The 20217-nt window shown below is 72.1% G+C and carries 14 protein-coding genes and 4 pseudogenes; 8 read left to right on the top strand and 10 right to left on the bottom strand.

Translation table 11 applies throughout. The features are described 5' to 3' along the window. Positions 1-58: 58 nt before the first annotated feature. From AB0K51_RS00090 to AB0K51_RS00065, 6 genes are all read right to left on the bottom strand, one after another. Positions 59-2320: an FtsX-like permease family protein gene (locus AB0K51_RS00090; RefSeq protein ID WP_363448701.1), complete on the bottom strand. Its 2262-nt coding sequence runs from the start codon at positions 2318-2320 to the stop codon at positions 59-61. Next, on the bottom strand, positions 2317-3009 hold the full coding sequence (locus AB0K51_RS00085; RefSeq protein WP_363448699.1) for an ABC transporter ATP-binding protein: 693 nt from the start codon (positions 3007-3009) through the stop codon (positions 2317-2319). Before AB0K51_RS00085 ends, AB0K51_RS00090 begins: the two co-directional genes overlap by 4 nt. Continuing rightward, the gene (locus AB0K51_RS00080) at positions 3006-3533 is read right to left on the bottom strand and encodes a PadR family transcriptional regulator (protein ID WP_363448697.1); all 528 of its coding nucleotides are present in this window, start codon (positions 3531-3533) and stop codon (positions 3006-3008) included. Before AB0K51_RS00080 ends, AB0K51_RS00085 begins: the two co-directional genes overlap by 4 nt. Positions 3534-3657: 124 nt before the next feature. Continuing rightward, positions 3658-4461 carry an exodeoxyribonuclease III gene (locus AB0K51_RS00075; RefSeq protein WP_363448695.1) on the bottom strand — a complete coding sequence of 268 codons (804 nt, stop codon included), beginning with the start codon at positions 4459-4461 and terminating at the stop codon, positions 3658-3660. 127 nt (positions 4462-4588) lie between these two features. After that, complete coding sequence (gene ggt, locus AB0K51_RS00070) at positions 4589-6382, bottom strand: gamma-glutamyltransferase (RefSeq protein ID WP_363448693.1); 1794 nt, start codon at positions 6380-6382, stop codon at positions 4589-4591. A 264-nt stretch (positions 6383-6646) separates the two neighbouring features. Continuing rightward, a complete protein-coding gene (locus AB0K51_RS00065; RefSeq protein ID WP_363449315.1) occupies positions 6647-7705 on the bottom strand; it encodes an ROK family glucokinase in 1059 nt (352 codons plus the stop codon). Between the two features lie 328 nt (positions 7706-8033). Between AB0K51_RS00065 and AB0K51_RS00060 the strand changes: the two genes are divergently transcribed. Next, complete coding sequence (locus tag AB0K51_RS00060) at positions 8034-9116, top strand: alpha/beta hydrolase-fold protein (protein WP_363448691.1); 1083 nt, start codon at positions 8034-8036, stop codon at positions 9114-9116. Between the two features lie 62 nt (positions 9117-9178). Here AB0K51_RS00060 and AB0K51_RS00055 read toward each other — a convergent pair whose 3' ends face one another. Then, positions 9179-10768, bottom strand: coding sequence for a PucR family transcriptional regulator ligand-binding domain-containing protein (locus AB0K51_RS00055; protein ID WP_363448689.1), 1590 nt, complete (start codon positions 10766-10768; stop codon positions 9179-9181). A 364-nt stretch (positions 10769-11132) separates the two neighbouring features. Between AB0K51_RS00055 and AB0K51_RS00050 the strand changes: the two genes are divergently transcribed. From AB0K51_RS00050 to AB0K51_RS00030, 5 genes are all read left to right on the top strand, one after another. Continuing rightward, the gene (locus AB0K51_RS00050; RefSeq protein WP_363448687.1) at positions 11133-12020 is read left to right on the top strand and encodes an FAD binding domain-containing protein; all 888 of its coding nucleotides are present in this window, start codon (positions 11133-11135) and stop codon (positions 12018-12020) included. Next, positions 12017-12505, top strand: coding sequence for a (2Fe-2S)-binding protein (locus AB0K51_RS00045; protein WP_363448686.1), 489 nt, complete (start codon positions 12017-12019; stop codon positions 12503-12505). Before AB0K51_RS00050 ends, AB0K51_RS00045 begins: the two co-directional genes overlap by 4 nt. Then, entirely contained in the window at positions 12502-14862 is a 2361-nt protein-coding gene (pucD, locus tag AB0K51_RS00040) for a xanthine dehydrogenase subunit D (RefSeq protein WP_363448684.1), read from the top strand. The genes AB0K51_RS00045 and pucD overlap by 4 nt, the downstream gene beginning before the upstream one ends. A 193-nt stretch (positions 14863-15055) precedes the next feature. Then, the gene (locus AB0K51_RS00035; RefSeq protein WP_363448682.1) at positions 15056-16516 is read left to right on the top strand and encodes an NCS2 family permease; all 1461 of its coding nucleotides are present in this window, start codon (positions 15056-15058) and stop codon (positions 16514-16516) included. A gap of 83 nt (positions 16517-16599) precedes the next feature. Next, the gene (locus tag AB0K51_RS00030; RefSeq protein WP_363449313.1) at positions 16600-17757 is read left to right on the top strand and encodes an XdhC family protein; all 1158 of its coding nucleotides are present in this window, start codon (positions 16600-16602) and stop codon (positions 17755-17757) included. A 315-nt stretch (positions 17758-18072) separates the two neighbouring features. Here AB0K51_RS00030 and AB0K51_RS00025 read toward each other — a convergent pair. Further along, positions 18073-18278 (bottom strand): annotated as a pseudogene (locus AB0K51_RS00025) (IS5/IS1182 family transposase); the annotation flags it as partial. 53 nt (positions 18279-18331) lie between these two features. On the opposite strand from AB0K51_RS00025, the pseudogene AB0K51_RS00020 reads away from it, so the two are divergent. Continuing rightward, positions 18332-18672, top strand: a pseudogene (locus tag AB0K51_RS00020) (transposase); the annotation flags it as partial. Positions 18673-18739: 67 nt separating this feature from the next. Here the strand turns inward: AB0K51_RS00020 and AB0K51_RS00015 are convergent. Together AB0K51_RS00015 and AB0K51_RS00010 are read right to left on the bottom strand one after the other, a co-directional pair. After that, positions 18740-18862: pseudogene (locus AB0K51_RS00015) on the bottom strand (transposase family protein); the annotation flags it as partial. A 348-nt stretch (positions 18863-19210) separates the two neighbouring features. Then, a complete protein-coding gene (locus AB0K51_RS00010) occupies positions 19211-19717 on the bottom strand; it encodes a hypothetical protein (protein WP_363448680.1) in 507 nt (168 codons plus the stop codon). Positions 19718-19787: 70 nt separating this feature from the next. Between AB0K51_RS00010 and AB0K51_RS00005 the strand changes: the two are divergent. Next, positions 19788-19990 (top strand): annotated as a pseudogene (locus AB0K51_RS00005) (XdhC family protein); the annotation flags it as partial. Positions 19991-20217 lie beyond the last annotated feature (227 nt).

Here is a 20217-nt window from a genome sequence, read left to right as displayed (position 1 = left end):
CGAACCCGCGAGGCCGTTCGGGTCCGGTCGATGCTCCGGACCCGAACGGCCTCGCCCGTCACTCGTTGCGCGCGGTCTCCGGCCCGGTGATCCGGCGCAGCAGCGGCAGCGTCGCCGCGATGATCCCGAGCGCCGCGGCCAGCCCCGCGACCACCGTCAGGTAGTAGCCCGCGCCGGGGGCGTGCAGCGTGTACTTCAGCTGCGAGCGCAGGAACAGGTCGGCGGCCAGGAAGCCGATGCCGATCGCCACCGCCGACACCAGCAGCAGCGGCACCGCCGACTCCAGCGCCACCACCCCGCGCAGCAGCGGCAGCGGCACCCCGGTCAGCCGCAGCAGGCTGAACGGCCGCTTGCGCTCGCTCAGCCCGCCGGCCACGCTCACCGCCAGGCTGCACCCCGCGATCGGGAAGGTCGCCAGGATCACCACGTTCGCCAGCTGCTGGTAGCCCCTCAGCTCACTGGTCATCATCGTCCGCGACTCGGAGAGCGTCGCGGCCTGCCGGATCGCCGGGTACGCGCTGTCCACCATGGTCCTGGCCTGCTCCACCGCGGCGGGCGAGCCGTCGGTGTCCACCACCACGTTGACCACCGGCAGCGCCGCCAGCTGCTCCACCGTGTACGGCGCGGCGGGCCACTGCCGGGCGCTCAGGTCCTCCCAGCCGGACCACATCACCGGCACGTACGCGCTCTGTGCGCCGGGCTCGCAGTGGCCGTACACCCGGACGGCGTCCAGGCTGCGGCAGTCCACCGCCTCGCTGGCGAAGCGGTCGTAGTCGGCGATCGGCACCGGCTCCGCGAGGGGGTGGACCAGCAGGACCTCCCGCACACCCGGCACGGCGTGCAGCCGATCGGTCAGTCCGGGCAGGGCGGGCGCGCCGGTGCGCGCCGGGCGGCCGTGGTCGTCGTAGCCGCCGGAGAGGTCGTTCAGCATCAGGTTGTCGAACTGCGGGCCGCCGTGCGGGACGCCGCGCTCATCGCTCAACGTGGTGATGATCCCGACCGTCGCGGTGGTCACCAGCAGCGCCAGCACCAGCCCGCTCACCGCACGGAACGCCGCCGTCGGGTTGTCGGCCAGCCGCCGGACCGCGATCAGCGGCGCCGGGCGCTGGGCCCGGCCGGCCAGCAGCCCGGCGCCCACCTTGGTCAGCCACGGGCCGCTCAGCACCACGCCCAGCATGATCAGCAGGAACGCCGACAGGTACGCCTTGATCTGCCCGGGCACCGTCTCCGGGTGCCGCACCAGGAAGAACACCAGCTCCCCCAGCCCCGCCGCCAGCGGCAGCACCCGCCACGCCCGCGGCGGCTTCGGCGTCACCTGCCGGCTCACCCCCAGCGGGGAGATCCGCACCCGGCGCAGCGCGATCCGCGCGGCGACCGCGGCGGCGACCGGGACGCCGAGGCAGACGGCCAGCAGTTGAGGGACCGTCAGCGTCAGGTCGTCCGGGTAGAACGCCGCGCCGGTCAGCGCCATCCCGGCGACCGGGCCGCGCAGCAGCAGGTACGGCAGGAAGCCGAACAGCACTCCTGCCACCGCGGCGACCGTCGACTCCACCGCCGCCACGGCCGAGACCTGCCGGGGCGTCGCGCCGACCAGCCGCATCGCGGCGAAGCGGCGCTCGCGCTGAGTGGCCGTCAGGCGGGTGGCCGTGCCGATCAGGATCAGCACCGGGAACACCAGCGCGCCGGTCGCCACCGTCAGGATCAGGTCCACGCCGTTGGCCTTGAGGCCCACCACGCAGTCCGCGCACTCGTCGGGCGAGGTGTCGGCGATCCGCGACACCTGCCGGGCGCCCGGCAGTGCCGCCATCTCCGCCGGTGTCCGCCCGACCAGGGCCACCAGGCTGTCGGGCGCGGGCAGTGCCGCCGGCCCGAGGATCCCGACCCGGTGGCCCGGGAACCGGTCGCCGAGCTGCGCGGGCGGTGTCGTGTCCACCAGCCGCGCCAGCGCGGGCGACAGGTAGTACTCCCCCGCGCCGGGCATCCGCGACACCCCGGGCGAGACCGGTCCGCCCTCGGCGGTGACGGCGACGTCGACCCGGCCGATCTCCTCCCCGTGGAAGGTGTCCCGCCTGGTCAGCCACCAGAGCGACCGCGCGTCGTTCCCGGTGGCCGACGCACCGTCAGCTCCGGCGTGGCCGTCTGCGCCCAACCCGGTGTTGAACCAGGCGTAGCGGGCGTTCTGGGTGTGCACGGCGTTGACCGCGGCGAGGGTGGTGAGCAGCAGGCCGACGCCGAGGGAGATCGCGGCGGCGGTGATCAGCAGTCGCGCCAGCGCCTCGCGGCCGCCGCTGACGGTGAGTCGGAGGCTGAGTCGGATCATGAGGCGATCCGGCCGGAGAGCGAGGTGGCGCGGCCGTCGCGGACGATGGCCTCGCGGTCGGCGTAGGCGGCGATCCGGGCCTCGTGGGTGACCAGGACGACGGTGGTGCCCTGCGCCCGGGCGGAGTCGACGAGCAGGTCCATCACGTGTTCGCCGGTCAGCGAGTCGAGTGCGCCGGTGGGCTCGTCGGCGAACAGCACGCGCGGCTCGGCGACGAGCCCGCGGGCCAGCGCGACGCGCTGTGCCTGGCCGCCGGACAGCTCGCCGGAGCGGCGGGCCTCCAGCCCGTCCAGGCCGAGCCGGGGGAACCAGGCGCGGGCCCGCTGGAGCGCGGCGTTGCGTCGGACGCCGCCCAGCAGCAGCGGCAGCGCGACGTTCTCCTCGGCGGTCAACTCCGGTACCAGTTGGCCGAACTGGAAGACGAAGCCGAAGGAGTCGCGGCGCAGCGCGCTGCGTTCCTGCTCGCCGAGCCGGTCGATCCGGCGGCCGTCGAAGAGGACCTCGCCGCCGTCGGGGGTGAGGATGCCGGCCAGGCAGTGCAGCAGGGTGGACTTGCCGGAGCCGCTGGGGCCCATCACGGCGAGGATCTCGCCGGCGTCGACGACCAGGTCGGCGCCGCGCAGGGCGGGGGTGTTGCCGAAGGAGAGGGTGACGGAGCGGGCTTCGAGCAGGGCGGGGCCGGTGGTCATCGGCGGGTCACCTCCGCGGCGAGGGCGTCGAGTCGGGCGGTGGTCAGGTCGATCCAGCGCAGGTCGGATTCCAGGTGGAACAGGCCGTGGTCGGCGAGCAGCGCGTCGACCAGGCTGCCGGCCCGCTTGATCTCGGTGAGTTCGCGCATCCGCTGCAGGTGCGCGCTGCGCTGGGTGTCCAGGTACGCCTCGGCGTTGCGGCCGAGCATCAGGGCCAGCACGACCTTGCTGAACAGCACGGTCTGCAGGTGCGGTTCGGCGGCGACCGGCTCGGTCAGCCACTCCTCGAACTCGGTGGCTCCGGCGTCGGTGATCACGTACCGCTTGCGGTCCGGCCCGTCCCCGGCCTCCGGTTCCCCGACCACCACCTTCCCGTCCCGGGCGAGCCGCCCGAGCGTCGCGTACACCTGCCCGAAGGGGAGCGGTTTGCCGCGGCTGAAGAAGGCGTCGTAGTCGCGCTTGAGGTCATAGCCGTGGCTCGGCTCACGTTCGAGCAGGCCCAGCAGGGTGAGAGGAACGCTCATGCCGCGACCCTACGCTGCGGGTGTACTCCGCGTCTATACACTCAGAGAATAGTGGGGTCGAAAACACCGCCGACCGGGCCTTCCGGACCGATCGGCGGTGCGGGGACGGTGCCCTGACGACCGGTCAGACGTCCAGGTCGACCACGACCGGGGCGTGGTCGGAGGTGCCCTTGCCCTTGCGGGCCTCGCGGTCGACGTAGCTGTCGGTGACGGCGTCGGCGAACGGCTTGTTGGCGTAGGTGAGGTCGATGCGCATGCCGCGGTTCTTCGGGAACGCGAGCTGGCGGTAGTCCCAGTAGGTGTAGGGGCGGTCGTACTTGAGGGGGCGGGGCACGACGTCCTGCAGCCCGATCTCCTGGAGGGCGGTGAGGGCGGCGCGCTCGGGCGCGGTGACGTGGGTCTGGCCCTCGAAGGCCGCGACGTCGAAGACGTCCTCGTCGGCGGGGGCGATGTTGAAGTCGCCGAGCACGGCGAACGGGCGGGCGCCGGCGGCGTCCTCCCGGGTGGCGTCGCGCAGCGCGGTCAGCCACTCCAGCTTGTACCGGTAGTGAGCGTGGTCGACCTCGCGGCCGTTGGGCACGTACACCGACCAGACCCGGACCGGGCCGCAGGTGGCGGCGACGGCGCGGGGCTCCACGACGGGCAGCATCGCGTCGTCGGCGAGGAAGCCGGGCTGGCCGGGCAGGTCGCGGACCACGTCCTCCAACCCGATCCGGGAGAGCACCGCGACGCCGTTCCACCGCCCGGTGCCGTGCGCCGCGGACTCGTAGCCGAGTTCGCCGACCGCCTCGGCGGGGAACGCCTCGGTGCTGCACTTGAGTTCCTGCAGACAGAGCACGTCCGGCTTGGCGGACTCCAGCCACTCCAGCAGCTTCGGCAGCCGGGCGGTGACGGAGTTGATGTTCCAGGTGGCGATGCGGACGGTCACGGCGGCCTTCCCTAGGCGAGCGGACGGACGGGGCCCCGCGGGCGGGCACCCCGTCCGAACATACCGCCCGTCGCCGACAGCACCGGGCAGGTCGCGCTCACCCGGACGTCCGCCCGGGCCCCGGTGTTCAGCGCGAGGGCCGCACCACCGCCGCCGCTCCCCCGCCGCGCCGGACCGGTTCGGCCGCGGCCAGCCACCGCCCGTCCGGCAGCCGCTCGACGCCGGTGGCCGCGCCGATCTCCGGGACGGTCGCGAAGACGTGGCCCATCGCCTGCAGCCGGGCCGCCTCGGGCGAGGCCAGGAACGCCGGTTCGGCCTGGGTCGCGGCGGTGTTGCGCTGGCTGGCGCGCGGCGCGGCGATCGCCTGTTCCAGCGTCAGACCGCGGTCGATCCGGCCGGTGAGCACCTGCAGCACCGTGGTGATGATGGTCGCGCCGCCGGGCGAGCCGGCCGCGAAGTACGGCTGCCCGTCGCGCAGCACGATGGTCGGGGAGATCGACGAGCGCGGCCGCTTGCCCGGCCCGGGCAGGTTCGGGTCCGGGACACCCGGGGTGAGCGGGGTGAAGTTGAAGTCGGTCAGCTCGTTGTTGAGCAGGAAGCCCCGGCCGGGAACGGTGATGCCGCTGCCGCCGGTCTGCTCGATGGTCAGCGTGTAGGCCACCACGTTGCCCCACCGGTCGGCGACCGTCAGGTGGGTGGTCGACTGCCCCTCGTACGGTTCGGCCGCGGGCTGCCCGCTGCTCGCGCAGGCCGCCGGGTGGTACGGGTCGCCCGGGGCGAGCGGGCTGGTCAGCGCGTGGTCGGGGTCGATCAGGCAGGCGCGGCTCGCCGCGTAGCCGGGATCGAGGAGTTGACGGGTCGGCACCTGCTGGGCCCGCGGGTCGCCGACCCACCGGTTGCGGTCGGCGAACGCGATCCGGCTCGCCTCCAGGAACCGGTGGTCGTACCGCACCGGATCGGCGAGGCTCCCCCGGTCGGCCCCCGCCATGACGTTCAGCGCCTCACCGACGGTCGTCCCGCCCGAGGAGGACGGCGCGATGCCGTAGACGTCCAGCCCCCGGTAGCTCACGTGCGTCGGCTCCTGCTCGCGCACCTGGTACCCCGCCAGGTCCCCGGCGTCGATCCGCCCCGGCCGGGCGTTGCGACCTGACGCCGGATCGACCGGCGGGTGCTGCACGGTCCGGACGACGTCCGTACCGATCGCCCCGCGGTACAGCGCGGCGGTGCCCTCCCGCCCCAACTGCCGGTAGGTCGCCGCCAGATCCGGGTTGCGCAGGGCGCTGCCCACGACCGGGAGCTGACCGCCCGGCAGGAACAGCTCCCGCGTCGCCGGGAAGTCCTTGAACCGCGCCTGGTTGGCCGCGGTCTGGTCCTGGAAGGTCTGGTCGACGGTGAACCCGCGGTCGGCGATCCGCTCCGCGGGCTTCAACGCCTCCCCCAACGAACGGGTCCCCCACCGCCGCAACGCCTGCTCCCAGGTCGCCGCGGTACCCGGAACGCCGACCGACAGCCCGCTGGTCACCGCGTCGTTGAACGGCAGCGGTACGCCGTTCTCCAGGAACAGCGAGGAATCCGCCGTCCGCGAGGCGACCTCCCGGCCGTCCAGCGTGGACACCCGGTGCGTCCTGGCGTCGTAGTACACGAAGTACCCGCCCCCGCCGATACCCGCCGAATACGGCTCGGTGACCCCGAGCGCGGCAGCCGTGGCCACGGCCGCGTCCACCGCGTTGCCGCCCCGCCGCAACACCTCGATCCCGGCAGCCGTGGCATCCGCATCCACACTGGCCACCGCCCCGCCCCACCCCACCGCCTCGGGCGACTTCTCTGGCACGACCTGATCGGCGACGGCGGGCCCCGCGGCAGTGGCCAGCAATCCGGTGACGAGCACGAGTGCGGGAACGAGACGGGCAACGGGTCCCATACGGCCTCCCTGAAACGGCGTCAGTAACCCGTTGTCCCATACATGCCGCACCCCCAGCAAGGGTCCCTCCGGGACCCGTTAGGGGCCCGGGGAACGGCGGGAGTGCGTGGCGGTCGGGGTTCGGGGGCGCTGCAAGGTCTGGGCGCATGGACGTCTCCGAAGACCGTCAGCCGAGTTCAGACCGCACCGCCACCCGCCCCGCAGTTCCGCCCCCAGCCCCAAGGGGGGCCGGGAGGTACCCCCAGAGCCCCTGGACGTTTGCCACTACAGGCCGCGTTCGACCCTTCTGCGCTTGATCGTCCGGAACCGCCGCGCGACCTGCCGCGCCAGGTCCGCCGCGCCGACCAACCCCGCCTCGTTGCCGAGCGCGGCGTGGACGATCGTGGCCTCCGGCCGGAACCCGCGGCCGGTGAGGGTGCGGCGGAAGGCGTCCGTCGCGGGGCCGAGCAGCAGCTCGCCGGCCTCGCTGACGCCGCCGCCCACCACGAACCGGCCGGGGTCGAGCGCGGCGGCCAGATTCGCGATCCCGACCCCGAGCCAGCGCCCGACCTCGTAGAGCAGTTCGACGGCCACCGCGTCGCCGTCCCTCGCGGCCTCGGTGACCAGCGGCCCGCTGATGCCGAGCGGGCTGCCGCCGGCCCGGGCGAGTAGCGGCTGGACCACCGGGGACTCCTCGGCCACCAGCTCGCGGGCCTCGCGGACCAGCGCGTTGCCGGAGGAGTACTGCTCCCAGCAGCCGCGGTTGCCGCACGGGCACCGGTGGCCGCCGGGCACCACCTGCATGTGGCCGAACTCGCCGGCCAGACCGTGCTTGCCACGGTCGACGAAACCGTCCCGGACCACCGCGCCGCCGATCCCGGTGCCCAGGGTGATCATCACCATGTGGTCCTCGCCGCGGCCGGCGCCGAAGCGCCATTCGGCCCAGGCTGCGGCGTTGGCGTCGTTCTCGACCACCACGGGGAAGCGCAGCCGGGAGCTGAGGGCTTCCTGCAGCGGTTCGTTGCGCCAGTTCAGGTGGGGGGCGAAGAGCACCCGGGAGCGGTCGGCGTCCACCCAGCCGGCCGCGCCGACGCCGACCGCGTGCACGTCGTGCTTGTCGGCGAGCTGCAGGACCAGCTCGACGATGACGTCCTCGACGACCTTGGGGCTCTTGCTCTTGTCCGGCGTCTCGGTGCGCAGCCGGTCGATCACCCGGCCCTCGCCGTCGACCACACCGGCCACCACCTTGGTGCCGCCGATGTCCACGCCGATGGTGGGCAGCCGCAGCACGCTGGCCGGGAGGGCGCGGCGGCGGCGTTCGGCACGGGGGCCCAGACCGAGCAGATTCGGCAGGACGGCTGGGCGGTTGGGGCCGCTGGGACTGGTCACGGGGGCTGATGCTCCTCTGTTTGGTAAAGGGCTGCGACCTGGGGCGGGGGGTTCTCAGCGAAGTGGCAGACTTGGGCGGCGAACACACAGCGGATTCTCGAGAAAACGTGATGTTCCTCTCAGGTTTCTACGCCGTTCGGGGGCAACTGATCGTGTGTTCCACGCAGTCTGACAAGTGTGAAGCGCGAACCGGGGGACCATGCCCCGGACGGCCGGACGACCTGATACGAGAGACCCGATGCAGCTGACAGGCACCCCTTTCCTCATCGTCACGATCATTCTCGTGCCGATCTCCGTCACGGCGGCACTGCTGCTGTGGGGGCGGGTGCGCGGTCCGCGACCCCTTCAGGTGCTGTCCAGGATCGCCATGCTGCTGTTCTGTCAGCTCACGGCCGTCACCATGGTGTTCGTCATGGTGAACAACGCCAACCTGATCTACGGCAGCTGGGACGACCTGCTGGGCACCGGCAACCACATCCGCGCGGTGCCGAACGTGCAGGCGGAGACGGGCGGGGCGAGCGGGGCGCCGGCGAACGACGCCAAGCACCCGAAGGTGATCCAGCAGTTCAAGCCGGTCGGCGACCCCAAGGTGCCGAACGACGTACAGACCACCGACCTGAAGGGCGCGGTGTCGGGCGTCGACGGCGAGGTGCTGGTCTGGCTGCCGCCGCAGTACAACGACCCGGCGTTCAAGGACAAGACCTTCCCCGTGGTGGAACTGCTGCCGGGCTGGCCGGGCTCCTCGAAGACCTGGTTCGGCACCCTGAAGGTGTCCGAGCAGTTGAAGCCGATGATGCAGAGCGGGCAGGTCGCGCCGTTCATCCTGGTCTCGCCGCGCACCAACCTGCTGGGCGACACCGTCGACACCGGCTGCGCCGACGTGGCGGGCAAGGTCAACGCCGACGCCTGGCTGTCCCGGGACGTCCCCCAGATGGTGCTGGACAACTTCCGCGCCGACCCGTCCGCCGACCGCTGGGCGGTGGCCGGCTACTCGGCGGGCGCGCACTGCGCGGCCAAGCTGTCCCTGGAGCACCCGAACCGCTACCGGGCCGGCGTCAGCCTCTCGGGCTACAGCGACCCGGCCGCCGAGCCCGCGTCGCTGACCGCCAAGGACCCGCACCTGCGGGAGGTCTCCAACCCGCTGAACATCCTCAAGTCCGCCGCCCAGCCCCCCAAGGTCGCCCTCTACGTCAGCGGCAACAAGGGTGACGGCCTGGAGGCCGGCGAGGCCCTGAAGGCCGCCGCCAAGACCCCCACCACCGTCAACGTGGTGGAGACCACCGGCGCCCACAGCAGCGACGTCTGGAAGCCCATGGTCCCCGGCGTCTTCACCTGGCTGACCTCGATCATCCCCGTCCAGCACTGACCCCGTCCCACCCCCGAAGGGCCCGGCCACCAGGCAGGGCCCTTCGGCGTGTTGACGGCCCGTCAGGCGAGTTCCAGGGCGAGGTAGAAGTCGACCCGGTCCTCCAGGCGGGAGAGGTCGCGGCCGGTGAGTTCCTCGATGCGGCCGATGCGGTAGCGGAGGGTGTTGACGTGGACGTGGAGCTGGGCGGCGCAGCGGGTCCAGGAGCCGTCGGAGCGGAGGAAGGCCTCGAGGGTGCGGACCAGGTCGGCCTGGTGTTCCAGGTCGTAGGCGATGACCCGGTCGAGGAGGCGGCTGCGGAAGGCTCGGCGGACCTCGTCGGGGACGGCGGCCAGCAGCAGGACGTGGGAGGCGAGCTCCTCGGGGCCGGCCACGCAGACCCGGCCGACCCGGGCGGCGGCGATCCGGCGGGCGTGCCGGGCCTCCTCCAGGGCGCCGCGCAGGCCGGCCGACTCGGCGGCGGGCGCGCAGACGCCGAGGGTGATCCGGCCTTCGGAGCCGAGGCCGGCCTCCAGCGGGGCGAGCAGGGTGCGGATCGCGTCGGCCGGCACCGGCACGTCGAGCGCGGGCAGGACGACCACCGCGCCGGTCGCACCGTGGGCGGCGACCAGGGCCCGGTCGGTGGCGCCGGCCAGGGCCTCCTCGAGGATCGGCCGTAGCGCGCCGTCGGGCAGGCCGGTGGATTCGGCGCTGAGCACCAGCCACTGCGCGCTGTCGTCGCTGTCGCCGGCGCCCTCGTAGCGGGTGGCCATGGTGCTGGAGGCGTGCAGGGCGCGGCCGATCTCGCCGGGGTCGGCGTCGCGCTGAAGGAGCGTCAGGACCTCGTCGGCGATCCGGCGGCGCAGCCGTCGGCCCTCGTCGCGGCGGGTGCGCTCGGCGGCGACCAGCCGGGCGAGGTTCTCGGCGAGCTGCTGCCGCTTGGGCGTCCATTCGGTGACGTCGCCGGCCACCACCAGGAGCCAGTCGGCGAGCGGGGCCTCGTCGGCGGGGTCGACGGCGGCGGGCAGCAGGGAGTAGGCGCCGCCGGCCAGCCGGGCGCGGTGCGGGGGTCTGCGGCGCTGGCGCTGGGCGGCGAGGTGGGCGCGGGCGAGCTGGTCGCGGTCGGTGGGGGTGAGCCGGTCGGTGGGTCCGGCGACCACCCGGCCGGTCGGGGTGAGCACCCAGCAGTCGAGGTCGAGGTCGCCGCCGAGCAGGTCGAGGACGGCGTCGAGGCCGCCGCCGCCGGCCGCGGAGACCAGCAGGCGGTGCCGGTCGACCAGCGCGGCGAGGTCGGCGGCCCGGTCGGCGGAGACCTGCCGGCCGACGTACTCGGTGACGGTGCCGAAAGCGATGTCGTCGGGGACGACGAGCAGCGGGATGCGGTGCCGGCGGCAGGCCTCGGTGAGGTCGTCCGGGACGGGGCCGACCTCGGCCTCGCCCGCGCCGAGGGCCGCGGCGCCGCCGGCCACGACGGTGCGCACGAAGCGTTCGGAGTCGGCGGGGGCGGTGCGCCAGAGCATGCCGGTGAGGACCAGTTCGCCGCCGTGCAGGTACCGCCCGGGGTCCTGGAGGTCGGTGGTCATCACTCCGGTGACCTGCCGGTCGAGCTCGTCCTCGCCGGCGAGCAGGCGCAGCCGGGGTGCGCCGGGGGCGAGCAGGTCACGGACGCGCATGGGCGCCTCCCAGGGGGTGCGAGGGGGTGAGGGTGGGGTGCTGCTGATGGGGTGCCGGGGGGTGGATCAGGCTGGGACAAGGGGATGAAAAGAGTGGGTGGGTTGGCCCAGTGTGCACGAGGTGAGCTGGGCGATCGTCCACCTTAGAGGAACGTACAGGACGGTACTGCGGCACGCCGCCGGGCCTCATGCCATCGGTGACTGCCAGTGGGCCCCGTCACAGCGGTTCACTGGCCACATCCCGCCGGACACACCGCGGTGACCGGGACTCAACGCCGTGGCAACACGGCGGTTGCACAGTCCGGAACACCGGCCAGGGCGCAGTGCCCACGTCCGGTTGGCGACGACTTGAGGAGACACCCGCATGGAGTTCCTTCGGCCCGCTACCTGGGACGAGGCACTCGCGGCGAAGGCTGAGCACCCCACCGCGCTGCCGATCTCGGGCGGCACGGACGTCATGGTCGAGATGAACTTCGACGTGCACCGGCCATCCGCGATTCTCGACCTGAACCGCATCACCGAGCTCACCGAATGGAGCACCGACGGCGCCACCGTGCGCCTGGGCGCCTCGGTGCCGTACGCCCGGATCATCGACGAGCTGTCGACCGAGCTGCCGGGCCTGGCGCTGGCGGCGCACACCGTCGGTTCGCCGCAGATCCGCAACCGCGGCAGCGTCGGCGGCAACCTGGGTGCGGCCTCGCCCGCCGGTGACTCGCACCCGGCGCTGCTGGCGGCCGGCCGGGACGTGTTCGTGGAGGCGCACTCGGTGCGCGGCGTGCGGCTGATCCCGATCGACGAGTTCTACGTCGGCGTGAAGCGCAACAGCCTGGCCGCGGACGAGCTGATCGGCGCGGTGCACATCCCGGTCGCCGACGGCCCGCAGCAGTTCTCCAAGATCGGCACCCGCAACGCGATGGTGATCGCGGTGTGCGCGTTCGGTTTCGCGCTGCACCCGAAGAACGGCACCGTCGGCACCGGCATCGGCTCGGCCGCCCCCACGCCGCGGCGTGCCGTGGAGGCCGAGGAGTACCTGCAGGGCGTGCTCGCCGAGCGCGGCCTGTGGGAGACCGGGGAGCTGCTGGGCGCGGAGGTGATCCAGCGCTTCGGCGAGCTGGTGCGCGCCGCCGCCTCCCCGATCGACGACGTCCGGGGCACCGCCGACTACCGGCGGCACGCGCTCGCGGTGATGGCGCGACGCACCCTGACCTGGACCTGGAACGACTACCGCAAGCAGATCAGGAGCGCGGCATGAGGGTCACGTTCACCGCCAACGGCAAGCCGGTCGAGGCCGACGACGTGTGGGAGGGCGAGTCCCTGCTGTACGTCCTGCGCGAGCGGGTCGGCCTGCCCGGTTCGAAGAACGCCTGTGAGCAGGGCGAGTGCGGCTCCTGCACGGTCTACCTGGACGGGGTGCCGGTCTGCTCCTGTCTGGTCGCGGCCGGCCAGGTCCAGGACCGCGAGGTCCGCACCGTCGAGGGCCTGGCCGAGGAGAACGGCGAGCTGGGCCTGGTCCAGCAGGCGTTCGTGGACGCGGGCGCCGTGCAGTGCGGCTTCTGCACCCCGGGCCTGCTGGTGCAGACCGACGCGCTGCTGGAGAAGGACTCGCAGCCCAGCGACACCGACATCCGCGAGGCGCTGTCGGGCAACCTGTGCCGCTGCACCGGCTACGAGAAGATCATGGACGCGGTGCGGCTGGCCTCGGCCCGCAAGTGCGCCGGCGAGGGGGCCGTGAAGTGAGCACCCGTACCATCCAGGGCCAGAAGAACCTGCAGAACATCAACCAGGCGTCGAAGGACGGCATCGGCGGCTCCCCGCTGCGCCCCGACGGCACCCTGAAGGTCAAGGGCGAGTTCGCCTACTCCTCGGACATGTGGCACGAGGACATGCTGTGGGGCATGGCGCTGCGCTCGCCCCACCCGCGCGCCAACATCCTCTCGGTGGACATCTCCGAGGCGCTGAAGGTGCCCGGCGTGTACGCGGTCCTCACCCACCAGGACATCCCGGGCGAGAAGTACTACGGCCTGGAGATCGCCGACCAGCCGGCCCTGGCGATCGACAAGGTCCGCTACCACGGCGAGGCGATCGCCCTGGTCGCCGCGGACCACCCGGAGACGGCTCGCCGCGCGGTGAAGAAGATCAAGGTCGAGTACGAGGTGCTCACCCCGATCACCACCGAGGAGCAGTGCCTCGACCCGGAGACCCACGGCTACGTGCACGAGCCGCACGAGTACAAGTCGCACGGGTACGGCAACATCTGCCACGAGCAGAAGCTGGTCTACGGCCTGGGCGTGACCGACGAGGTGCGGGCGCTGGCGGACGTGATCGTCTCCGGCGAGTACGAGGTCGGCATGCAGGACCAGGCGTTCCTGGGCCCGGAGTCCGGCCTGGCGGTGCCCGCCGAGGACGGCGGTGTCGACCTGTACATCGCCACCCAGTGGCTGCACGTGGACCGCCAGCAGATGGCGCCCGTCCTCGGCCTGCCGCAGGAGAAGGTGCGGCTGACCCTGGCCGGCGTCGGCGGCGCGTTCGGCGGGCGCGAGGACCTGTCGATGCAGATCCACGCCTGCCTGCTGGCGCTGCACACCGGCAAGCCCGTCAAGATCGTCTACGCCCGCGACGAGTCGTTCTTCGGCCACGTCCACCGCCACCCGGCGAAGATGCACTACGAGCACGGCGCCACCCGCGACGGCAAGCTGGTCTTCGCGGACTGCCGGATCGTGCTGGACGGCGGCGCGTACGCCTCCGCCTCGCCCGCGGTGGTCGGCAACGCCGCCTCGCTCGGCCACGGCCCGTACGTGATCCCGAACGTGAAGATGCACGCCATCGCCCTGTACTCCAACAACCCGTCCTGCGGCGCGATGCGCGGCTTCGGCGCGGTGCAGGCGGCGTTCGGCTACGAGTCGCAGATGGACAAGCTTGCCGCCGAGCTGGGCATGGACCCGGTGGAGCTGCGGCAGCTGAACGCCGTCACCCAGGGCGACCTGATGCCCACCGGCCAGGAGATCGACGCGCCCGCGCCGGTCGCCGAGCTGCTGCAGCGGGTCAAGGACATGCCGCTGCCGCCGCCGCTGGACCTGGAGCACCTGGACGTGCGCACCCTGCCGGGCGCGCTGTCCAACACCACCCACGGCGAGGGCGTCGTACGCGGCGTCGGCTACTCGGTCGGCATCAAGAACGTCGGCTTCTCCGAGGGCTTCGACGACTACTCCACCGCCAAGGTCCGCCTGGAGGTGATCGGCGGCGAGCCGGTCGCCATGGTGCACACCGCGATGGCCGAGGTCGGGCAGGGCGGCGTCACCGTGCACGCCCAGATCGCCCGCACCGAGCTGGGCGTCGAGCAGGTCACCATCCACCCGGCCAACACCGAGGTCGGCTCGGCCGGCTCCACCTCCGCCTCCCGGCAGACGTACATGACGGGCGGCGCGGTGAAGCTCGCCGCCGAGGCGGTGCGCCACGCGCTGATCGAGAAGGGCCGCCGGCGCTACGGCTGGACCCAGAACGACATCGTGCTGATCGGCGGCAAGGTGGTCTCCGAGTCGGCGGGCGTGCTGGTGTCGATGGTCGACCTGCTCGGCGACGACGCCATCGTGCAGACCCGCGAGCACCACCACCGGCCCACCGTTCCCTTCGACAAGGAGACCGGCCAGGGCTTCGGCCACGTCCAGTACACCTTCTGCGCCAACCGCGCGGTGGTCGACGTGGACGTCGAGCTGGGCCTGGTGAAGGTGGTCGAGCTGACCGCCGTCCAGGACGTCGGCAAGGCGCTGAACCCGCTCTCCGTGGTCGGCCAGATCCAGGGCGGCTGCACCCAGGCGCTCGGCCTCGCGGTGATGGAGGAGATCGTGGTCAAGGACGGGAAGGTGCGCAACGCGTCCTTCACCGACTACCTGATCCCGACCATCCTGGACACCCCGCCGATCCCGGTGGAGATCCTGGAGCGCCCGGACCCGAACGCCCCGTACGGACTGCGCGGCGTCGGCGAGGCCCCCACCGTCTCGGCCACCCCGTCGATCGTGGCGGCGATCCGCAACGCGACCGGCAAGGCGCTGAACCGGATCCCGGTCCGTCCCGAGCACCTCACCGACACGCTCTGACGGACCCTCAGACGTCCCCGGGGCGGGGTTCCCGTCTTCCCGCCTCCGCCCCGGGGCCCCTGCCGACAGCCACGCCGGGCCCGGCAGAGCGCACCACCCCCACGTGAGTCGAACAGTCCCCCTGCGCCCTCCCTATGACAGGCAATCAGGTCGGCTCGCCCACCCCAACCCCCTTTGAACCTTGGGAGTGGACATGACCCGGACCTCCACGGAGCCCGGCCCCACCGAAGCGGCCCCCACCGCGCCTGCAACTCCGCCACGCAACGCCCTTGACGCCTACTTCAAGATCTCGGCGCGCGGCTCCACCCTGGGCAACGAGCTCCGCGGTGGTCTCACCACCTTCATGGCGATGGCCTACATCGTCCTGCTCAACCCGATCATCCTGAGCGGTGCGGACGTCACCGGCGCCAAGCTGAGCCACGCCCAGCTGACCACCGCGACCGCGCTGGCCGCCGCGGTGACCACCATCCTGATGGGCGTGGTCGGCAACGTGCCGCTCGCGGTCGCGGCCGGCCTGTCGGTCTCCGGCGCGATATCCGCGCTGGTGGCACCGCACACCACCTGGGCCCAGGCGATGGGCCTGTGCGTGATCTACGGTCTGCTGATCGTGCTGCTGGTGGTCTCCGGCATGCGCGAGAAGATCATGAACGGCATCCCGCTGCCGCTCAAGCACGCCATCACCATCGGCATCGGCCTGTTCGTGGCGATCATCGGCTTCTACAAGGCCGGGTTCGTGCACACCGGAGGGCCCACCCCGCTCTCCCTCGGCCCGTTCGGCGAACTGCAGGGCTGGCCCGTCCTGATCTTCTCCGTCACCCTGCTGACCATCTTCGTGCTGCTGGCCCGCGGGGTGCGCGGCGCGATCCTGATCGGCATCGCGGCGGGCACCGTGGTCGCGCTGGTCGTCAACCAGGCGGCCGGGCTGACCGCGAAGGACTGGGGCGGCTCCGCCCCGACCTGGCCGGGCTCCCCGGTCTCCGCGCCCGACTTCGGGCTCTTCGGCCACGTCGACCTGTTCGGCGCGTTCGGCTCGCACGGCCTGGGCGCGATCAGCGCCACCGTCGCGGTCTTCACCCTGGTGCTGGCCGGCTTCTTCGACGCGATGGCCACCATCATCGGCGTCGGCACCGAGGCCGGACTGGCCGACTCCAAGGGCCGGATGCCCGGCCTGTCGAAGGCGCTGTTCATCGACGGAGCGGGCGGCGCGATCGGCGGTGTGGCCGGCGCGTCCGGGCAGACCGTGTTCGTGGAGTCCGCCACCGGCGTCGGCGACGGCGCGCGCACCGGCCTGGCCTCCACCGTCACCGGCGGCATGTTCGCCCTGATGCTGTTCTTCTCCCCGGTCGCCGCCGTGGTGCCGGTCCAGGTCGCCTCCGCCGCACTGGTGGTGATCGGCTCGATGATGATGAGCCAGGCCCGGCACATCGACTGGTCCGACCGCGAGATCGCCATCCCGGCGTTCCTCACCTGCGTCCTGATGCCTTTCACCTACAGCATCACCGCCGGTGTCGCCGCGGGCGTCATCTCGTACACCGTCATCAAGGCCGGCACCGGCAAGTGGCGCGAGCCCGGCCCGCTGATGTGGATCCTGACCGCGGTCTTCGTGGTCTATTTCGCCCTCGTCCCGATCAAGTCGTGGCTGGGCGTGCACTGATCACCACCCGCCGCCCCACCGGAGCGATCCGGTGGGGCGGCACCTCCCGTTGCACACTGGACTGGTACCGCAAGGAGCACCTCGTGCAGGACATCGCCGCGCAGCTTCAGGCCTGGCACGCCGCCGGGCGCCCCTTCGCCGTGGCCACCGTGGTCGGCGTCTCCGGCAGCGCACCGCGCGACCCGGGCGCGGCGCTGGCCGTGGACGCCGACGGCGAGGCGGTCGGCTCGGTCTCCGGCGGGTGCGTCGAGGGCGCGGTGTACGCGCTCTGCGAGACCGCCCTGCAGACCGGCGAGCCCGTCCTGGAACGCTTCGGGTACAGCGACGAGGACGCCTTCGCGGTCGGCCTGACCTGCGGCGGACTGCTCGACGTCTTCGTCCAGCCGATCACGCCCGGCGCCGACCCCGGCCTCGACGCCGGCGTCGCCTACATCGCCTCCGGCACGCCGGTCGCCCTGGCCCGGATCATCGACGGGCCGCCCGCGATGCTCGGCGCCACCGTCGCGGTCACCGCCGACGCCCACCACGGCACCCTCTCCTCCTTCCCGCTGGAGCGCGCCGTGGTCGCCGAGGCCCGCGCGATGCTCGGCGCCGGCCGCACCGGCCGCCTGGTCCTCGGTCTGGACGGCCGGCCCTGCGACTCCGACTCCTCCGGTACCGTCACCGTCTTCGTCGAGGCGTACGTCCCCGCACCCCGCATGATCGTCTTCGGGGCCATCGACTTCGCCTCCGCGGTCGTCAAGATCGGCAAGTTCCTCGGCTACCACGTCACCGTCTGCGACGCCCGGCCGGTCTTCGCCACCCGCCGGCGCTTCCCCGAGGCCGACGAGATCGTCGTCGACTGGCCGCACCGCTACCTCGACACCCAGCTGGACCGCCTCGACGGCCGCACCGTCCTGTGCGTCCTCACCCACGACGCCAAGTTCGACATCCCGCTACTGGAACGCGCCCTACGCCTGCCCGTCGCCTACGTCGGCGCCATGGGCTCCCGCCGCACGCACCGCGACCGCAACACCCGCCTGCGCGAAGTCGGCCTCACCGAGCCCGAGTTGGCCCGCCTCCACTCCCCCATCGGCCTCGACCTCGGTGCCCGCACCCCCGAAGAAACCGCCGTCTCCATCGCCGCCGAACTCATCACCCTCACCCGCGGCGGCTCCTGCCTCCCCCTCTCCGCCACCACGGGCCCCATCCACCACGACCTGGCCCCGACGTCCCCTGACGCCACGTCACACGCGGCCTGACACGACCTCACCATTCCCAGGACGGCTGCGTATCGGGCAAGCCGCCTTGTCCGGCTTGTCGAAGGTCGCTCCGAACGTCGCCACGGCTGCCACGCTGTGAGAGCCGGGGGAAGGTTTCGATCATGGAGTCCAATGGGATCTCGCCCCGAGGAAGAACTGTCCGCGACCAAGCGGCGTGTTGCCGCCGCCGCGCCGGGGCCATGGGTCGGCTGGATGGAGAGTCGGCACGGGATCGGCGGCACAACGAGATCAGACGGCTCCGGGCCACTCTTGAGCGATCACAGCCGGCCGACTGACGAGTGCGCCGGGCGTGTCTCAGCCGGACATGGCGAGAGTGTGTAGCCATGCGACGCCGAGCGCGGCGTGGTGCACCCGGGCTCCGTGCAGGTGGCAGTCGCGGAGGTTTTCCAGTTCTTCATCCGCAACAAGACATGCTCGACCCGCGCGCGAGCCCTGCGGTGGACGGCGTTGTCGGCGTCCTGTCCGGCTGTGAGGTGCTCTCGTCCGCGACGGCGCCGGTGCGCGCGGGTCTACGTCGGACTCGGCGAAGGCCCGGCAGTCATTGCGGTTGAAGACCGCCCTGCTGATGCGCCGGACTCTGCCCCCCGCTGCGTGTCCCGCGGGTGCTCGGCGTCGACGACTTCGCCCTCAAGCGCCGGCATCGCTACGCGACCGTGATCATCGACGGCGAGACCGGCGAGCGGATCGACGTCCTGCCCGGCCGCACCGCCCAGACCCTGACGGGCTGGCTGCGCGAGCACCCAGGGATCGAGCACGTCTGCCGGGACGGCTCGGGCTGCTACGCCGAGGCAACCCGCCAGACGCTGCCCGACGCGGTGCAGGTCCGACAGGTGGCTCCTCTGGTCCAACCTGTGCGGCATGGTCCTCGCCGAGATCCGCTCCCACGCCGCCTACTGAGCCGCTGCCGTGAACCCCGTCCGACCCGGAGACGTACGCGGGCCGGGGTGTGCCACGGCGCGGCGCCGGCCCACTGCCCGATCGCCGCATAGGAACGGGCCCCGGCCAGCACCGCCGACGCCGCGATCAGCAGCACGCCCACCAACGGGTGACGCCATCCGCGCCGGTGACGCGGATCCGACAGCATCCCCAGCCGCTCCACCAGCCCGACACGAGAAGAGAGTTGACGTCTCGGCGGCTTGACGAGGCAGACGGTGGCAGACTGACGGCACATCGAGGCTCCGGTTCAGGGCGACTTCGCAAGGTCACCCCTTCACCGGAGCCTCGACGCATGCGTGACGGGCCACCCGGAGACCTACGCACCGCCGCGACTTGCAGGCTCACGTGCTCACCCGGACTTTGAGACGCTCCTGATCAACGAGCCCGGAACCTTACCGTTTCGAGTCAATAGCGTTTCGGGTCAATATGGACAGGCACCAGACATCCGAAAGGGGCCTGCTGCTCGACGCGACAGGCCCCTAATGGTGCAGCGAAATCAGGTGTGCAACCAGATCCTGCAGGACGGCCCAGTTTGGCGCACCATGACGGTCACTTCTCGGTGACCGCTGTCCTTCGCTCTTACGAAGTACATGTCCTGCTCGCCGCCGGTATGCGTCCAGCCATGCTCCCCGGCGAACACCCTCACCCCCGCGATATCACCTTCGGAGTCGCTTACCGGAACCTCGTGGAGCCCGCTATCTTTGGCGAATCCCGGCACCGCATCACACGGGGTGGAGAACACCGCAGCCATCGGATATTCGCCGTCATGCGACCACGCATAATACCCGACGTCCTCCACCGTGGTCGGCATGCTTATGGAGAAATCCCGAAATGCCTGCGCGATAGTTACGTCGGTGTTCGAGCTCGGAAAGGCGTTGGGGAAGCTCGAAGCCCCCGGCTTGTCGAGCCAGCCGCAGCCGGCAACACTGAACGCTGCGGCTGCAAGAGCAGCGCACACTAGTGCCGGCGCAGCCCACCGTGTCCTGGTCCTGCGAATCTTCATGCTAACCGCCGACCGTATAGGTGTAACGTCCCCAGACGTTGTAGTCCCTGGCCATTCCATCAGAGGTTCGGTCTTCGTCACCAAGCGCCGCTTCCCGCACGCCGACGAGATCGTCGTCGACCGGCCGCACCGCTACCTCGACGCCCAGCTGGACCGCCTCGACGGCCGCACCGTCCTGTGCGTCCTCGCCCACGACGCCAAGTACGACATCCCGCTGCTGGAACCGCCCTGCGCCTGCCCGTCGCCTACGTCGGCGCCATGGGATCGCGTCGCGACATCCCCTGACGCCGCGTCACACGCGGCATGAGCGTAACGCCCGGACTTCCCCCGGAGTGCGAGGAGTACATCACGGGGCAACAGACACGGGCGCACGACCCAGTCGTGACCTTCCGTACGCGGGCGCGGAAAAACAGTCGGGCGGGGGGCACAGGGGGAACGCGCGGCAGGGAGAGGTAGACAAAAAGGGAGGGCCCCGAGAGCACCGGGCGGGGGGGAGAGGG

The organism is Kitasatospora sp. NPDC049285 (assembly GCF_040678815.1).
Taxonomy (GTDB): domain Bacteria; phylum Actinomycetota; class Actinomycetes; order Streptomycetales; family Streptomycetaceae; genus Kitasatospora.
The sequence above is the reverse complement of the archived record's forward strand: the minus strand, read 5'-3'. Positions and strand labels throughout refer to the sequence as shown.

What these genes read in the sequence shown, in the direction of transcription:
- ggt (WP_363448693.1), bottom strand. Translation starts at nt 6,382, where the DNA reads ATGGGACCCGTTGCCCGTCTCGTTCCCGCACTCGTGCTCGTCACCGGA.
- AB0K51_RS00045 (WP_363448686.1), top strand. Translation starts at nt 12,017, where the DNA reads ATGAGGGTCACGTTCACCGCCAACGGCAAGCCGGTCGAGGCCGACGAC.
- AB0K51_RS00050 (WP_363448687.1), top strand. Translation starts at nt 11,133, where the DNA reads ATGGAGTTCCTTCGGCCCGCTACCTGGGACGAGGCACTCGCGGCGAAG.
- AB0K51_RS00055 (WP_363448689.1), bottom strand. Translation starts at nt 10,768, where the DNA reads ATGCGCGTCCGTGACCTGCTCGCCCCCGGCGCACCCCGGCTGCGCCTG.
- AB0K51_RS00090 (WP_363448701.1), bottom strand. Translation starts at nt 2,320, where the DNA reads ATGATCCGACTCAGCCTCCGACTCACCGTCAGCGGCGGCCGCGAGGCG.
- AB0K51_RS00010 (WP_363448680.1), bottom strand. Translation starts at nt 19,717, where the DNA reads ATGAAGATTCGCAGGACCAGGACACGGTGGGCTGCGCCGGCACTAGTG.
- AB0K51_RS00085 (WP_363448699.1), bottom strand. Translation starts at nt 3,009, where the DNA reads ATGACCACCGGCCCCGCCCTGCTCGAAGCCCGCTCCGTCACCCTCTCC.
- AB0K51_RS00035 (WP_363448682.1), top strand. Translation starts at nt 15,056, where the DNA reads ATGACCCGGACCTCCACGGAGCCCGGCCCCACCGAAGCGGCCCCCACC.
- AB0K51_RS00080 (WP_363448697.1), bottom strand. Translation starts at nt 3,533, where the DNA reads ATGAGCGTTCCTCTCACCCTGCTGGGCCTGCTCGAACGTGAGCCGAGC.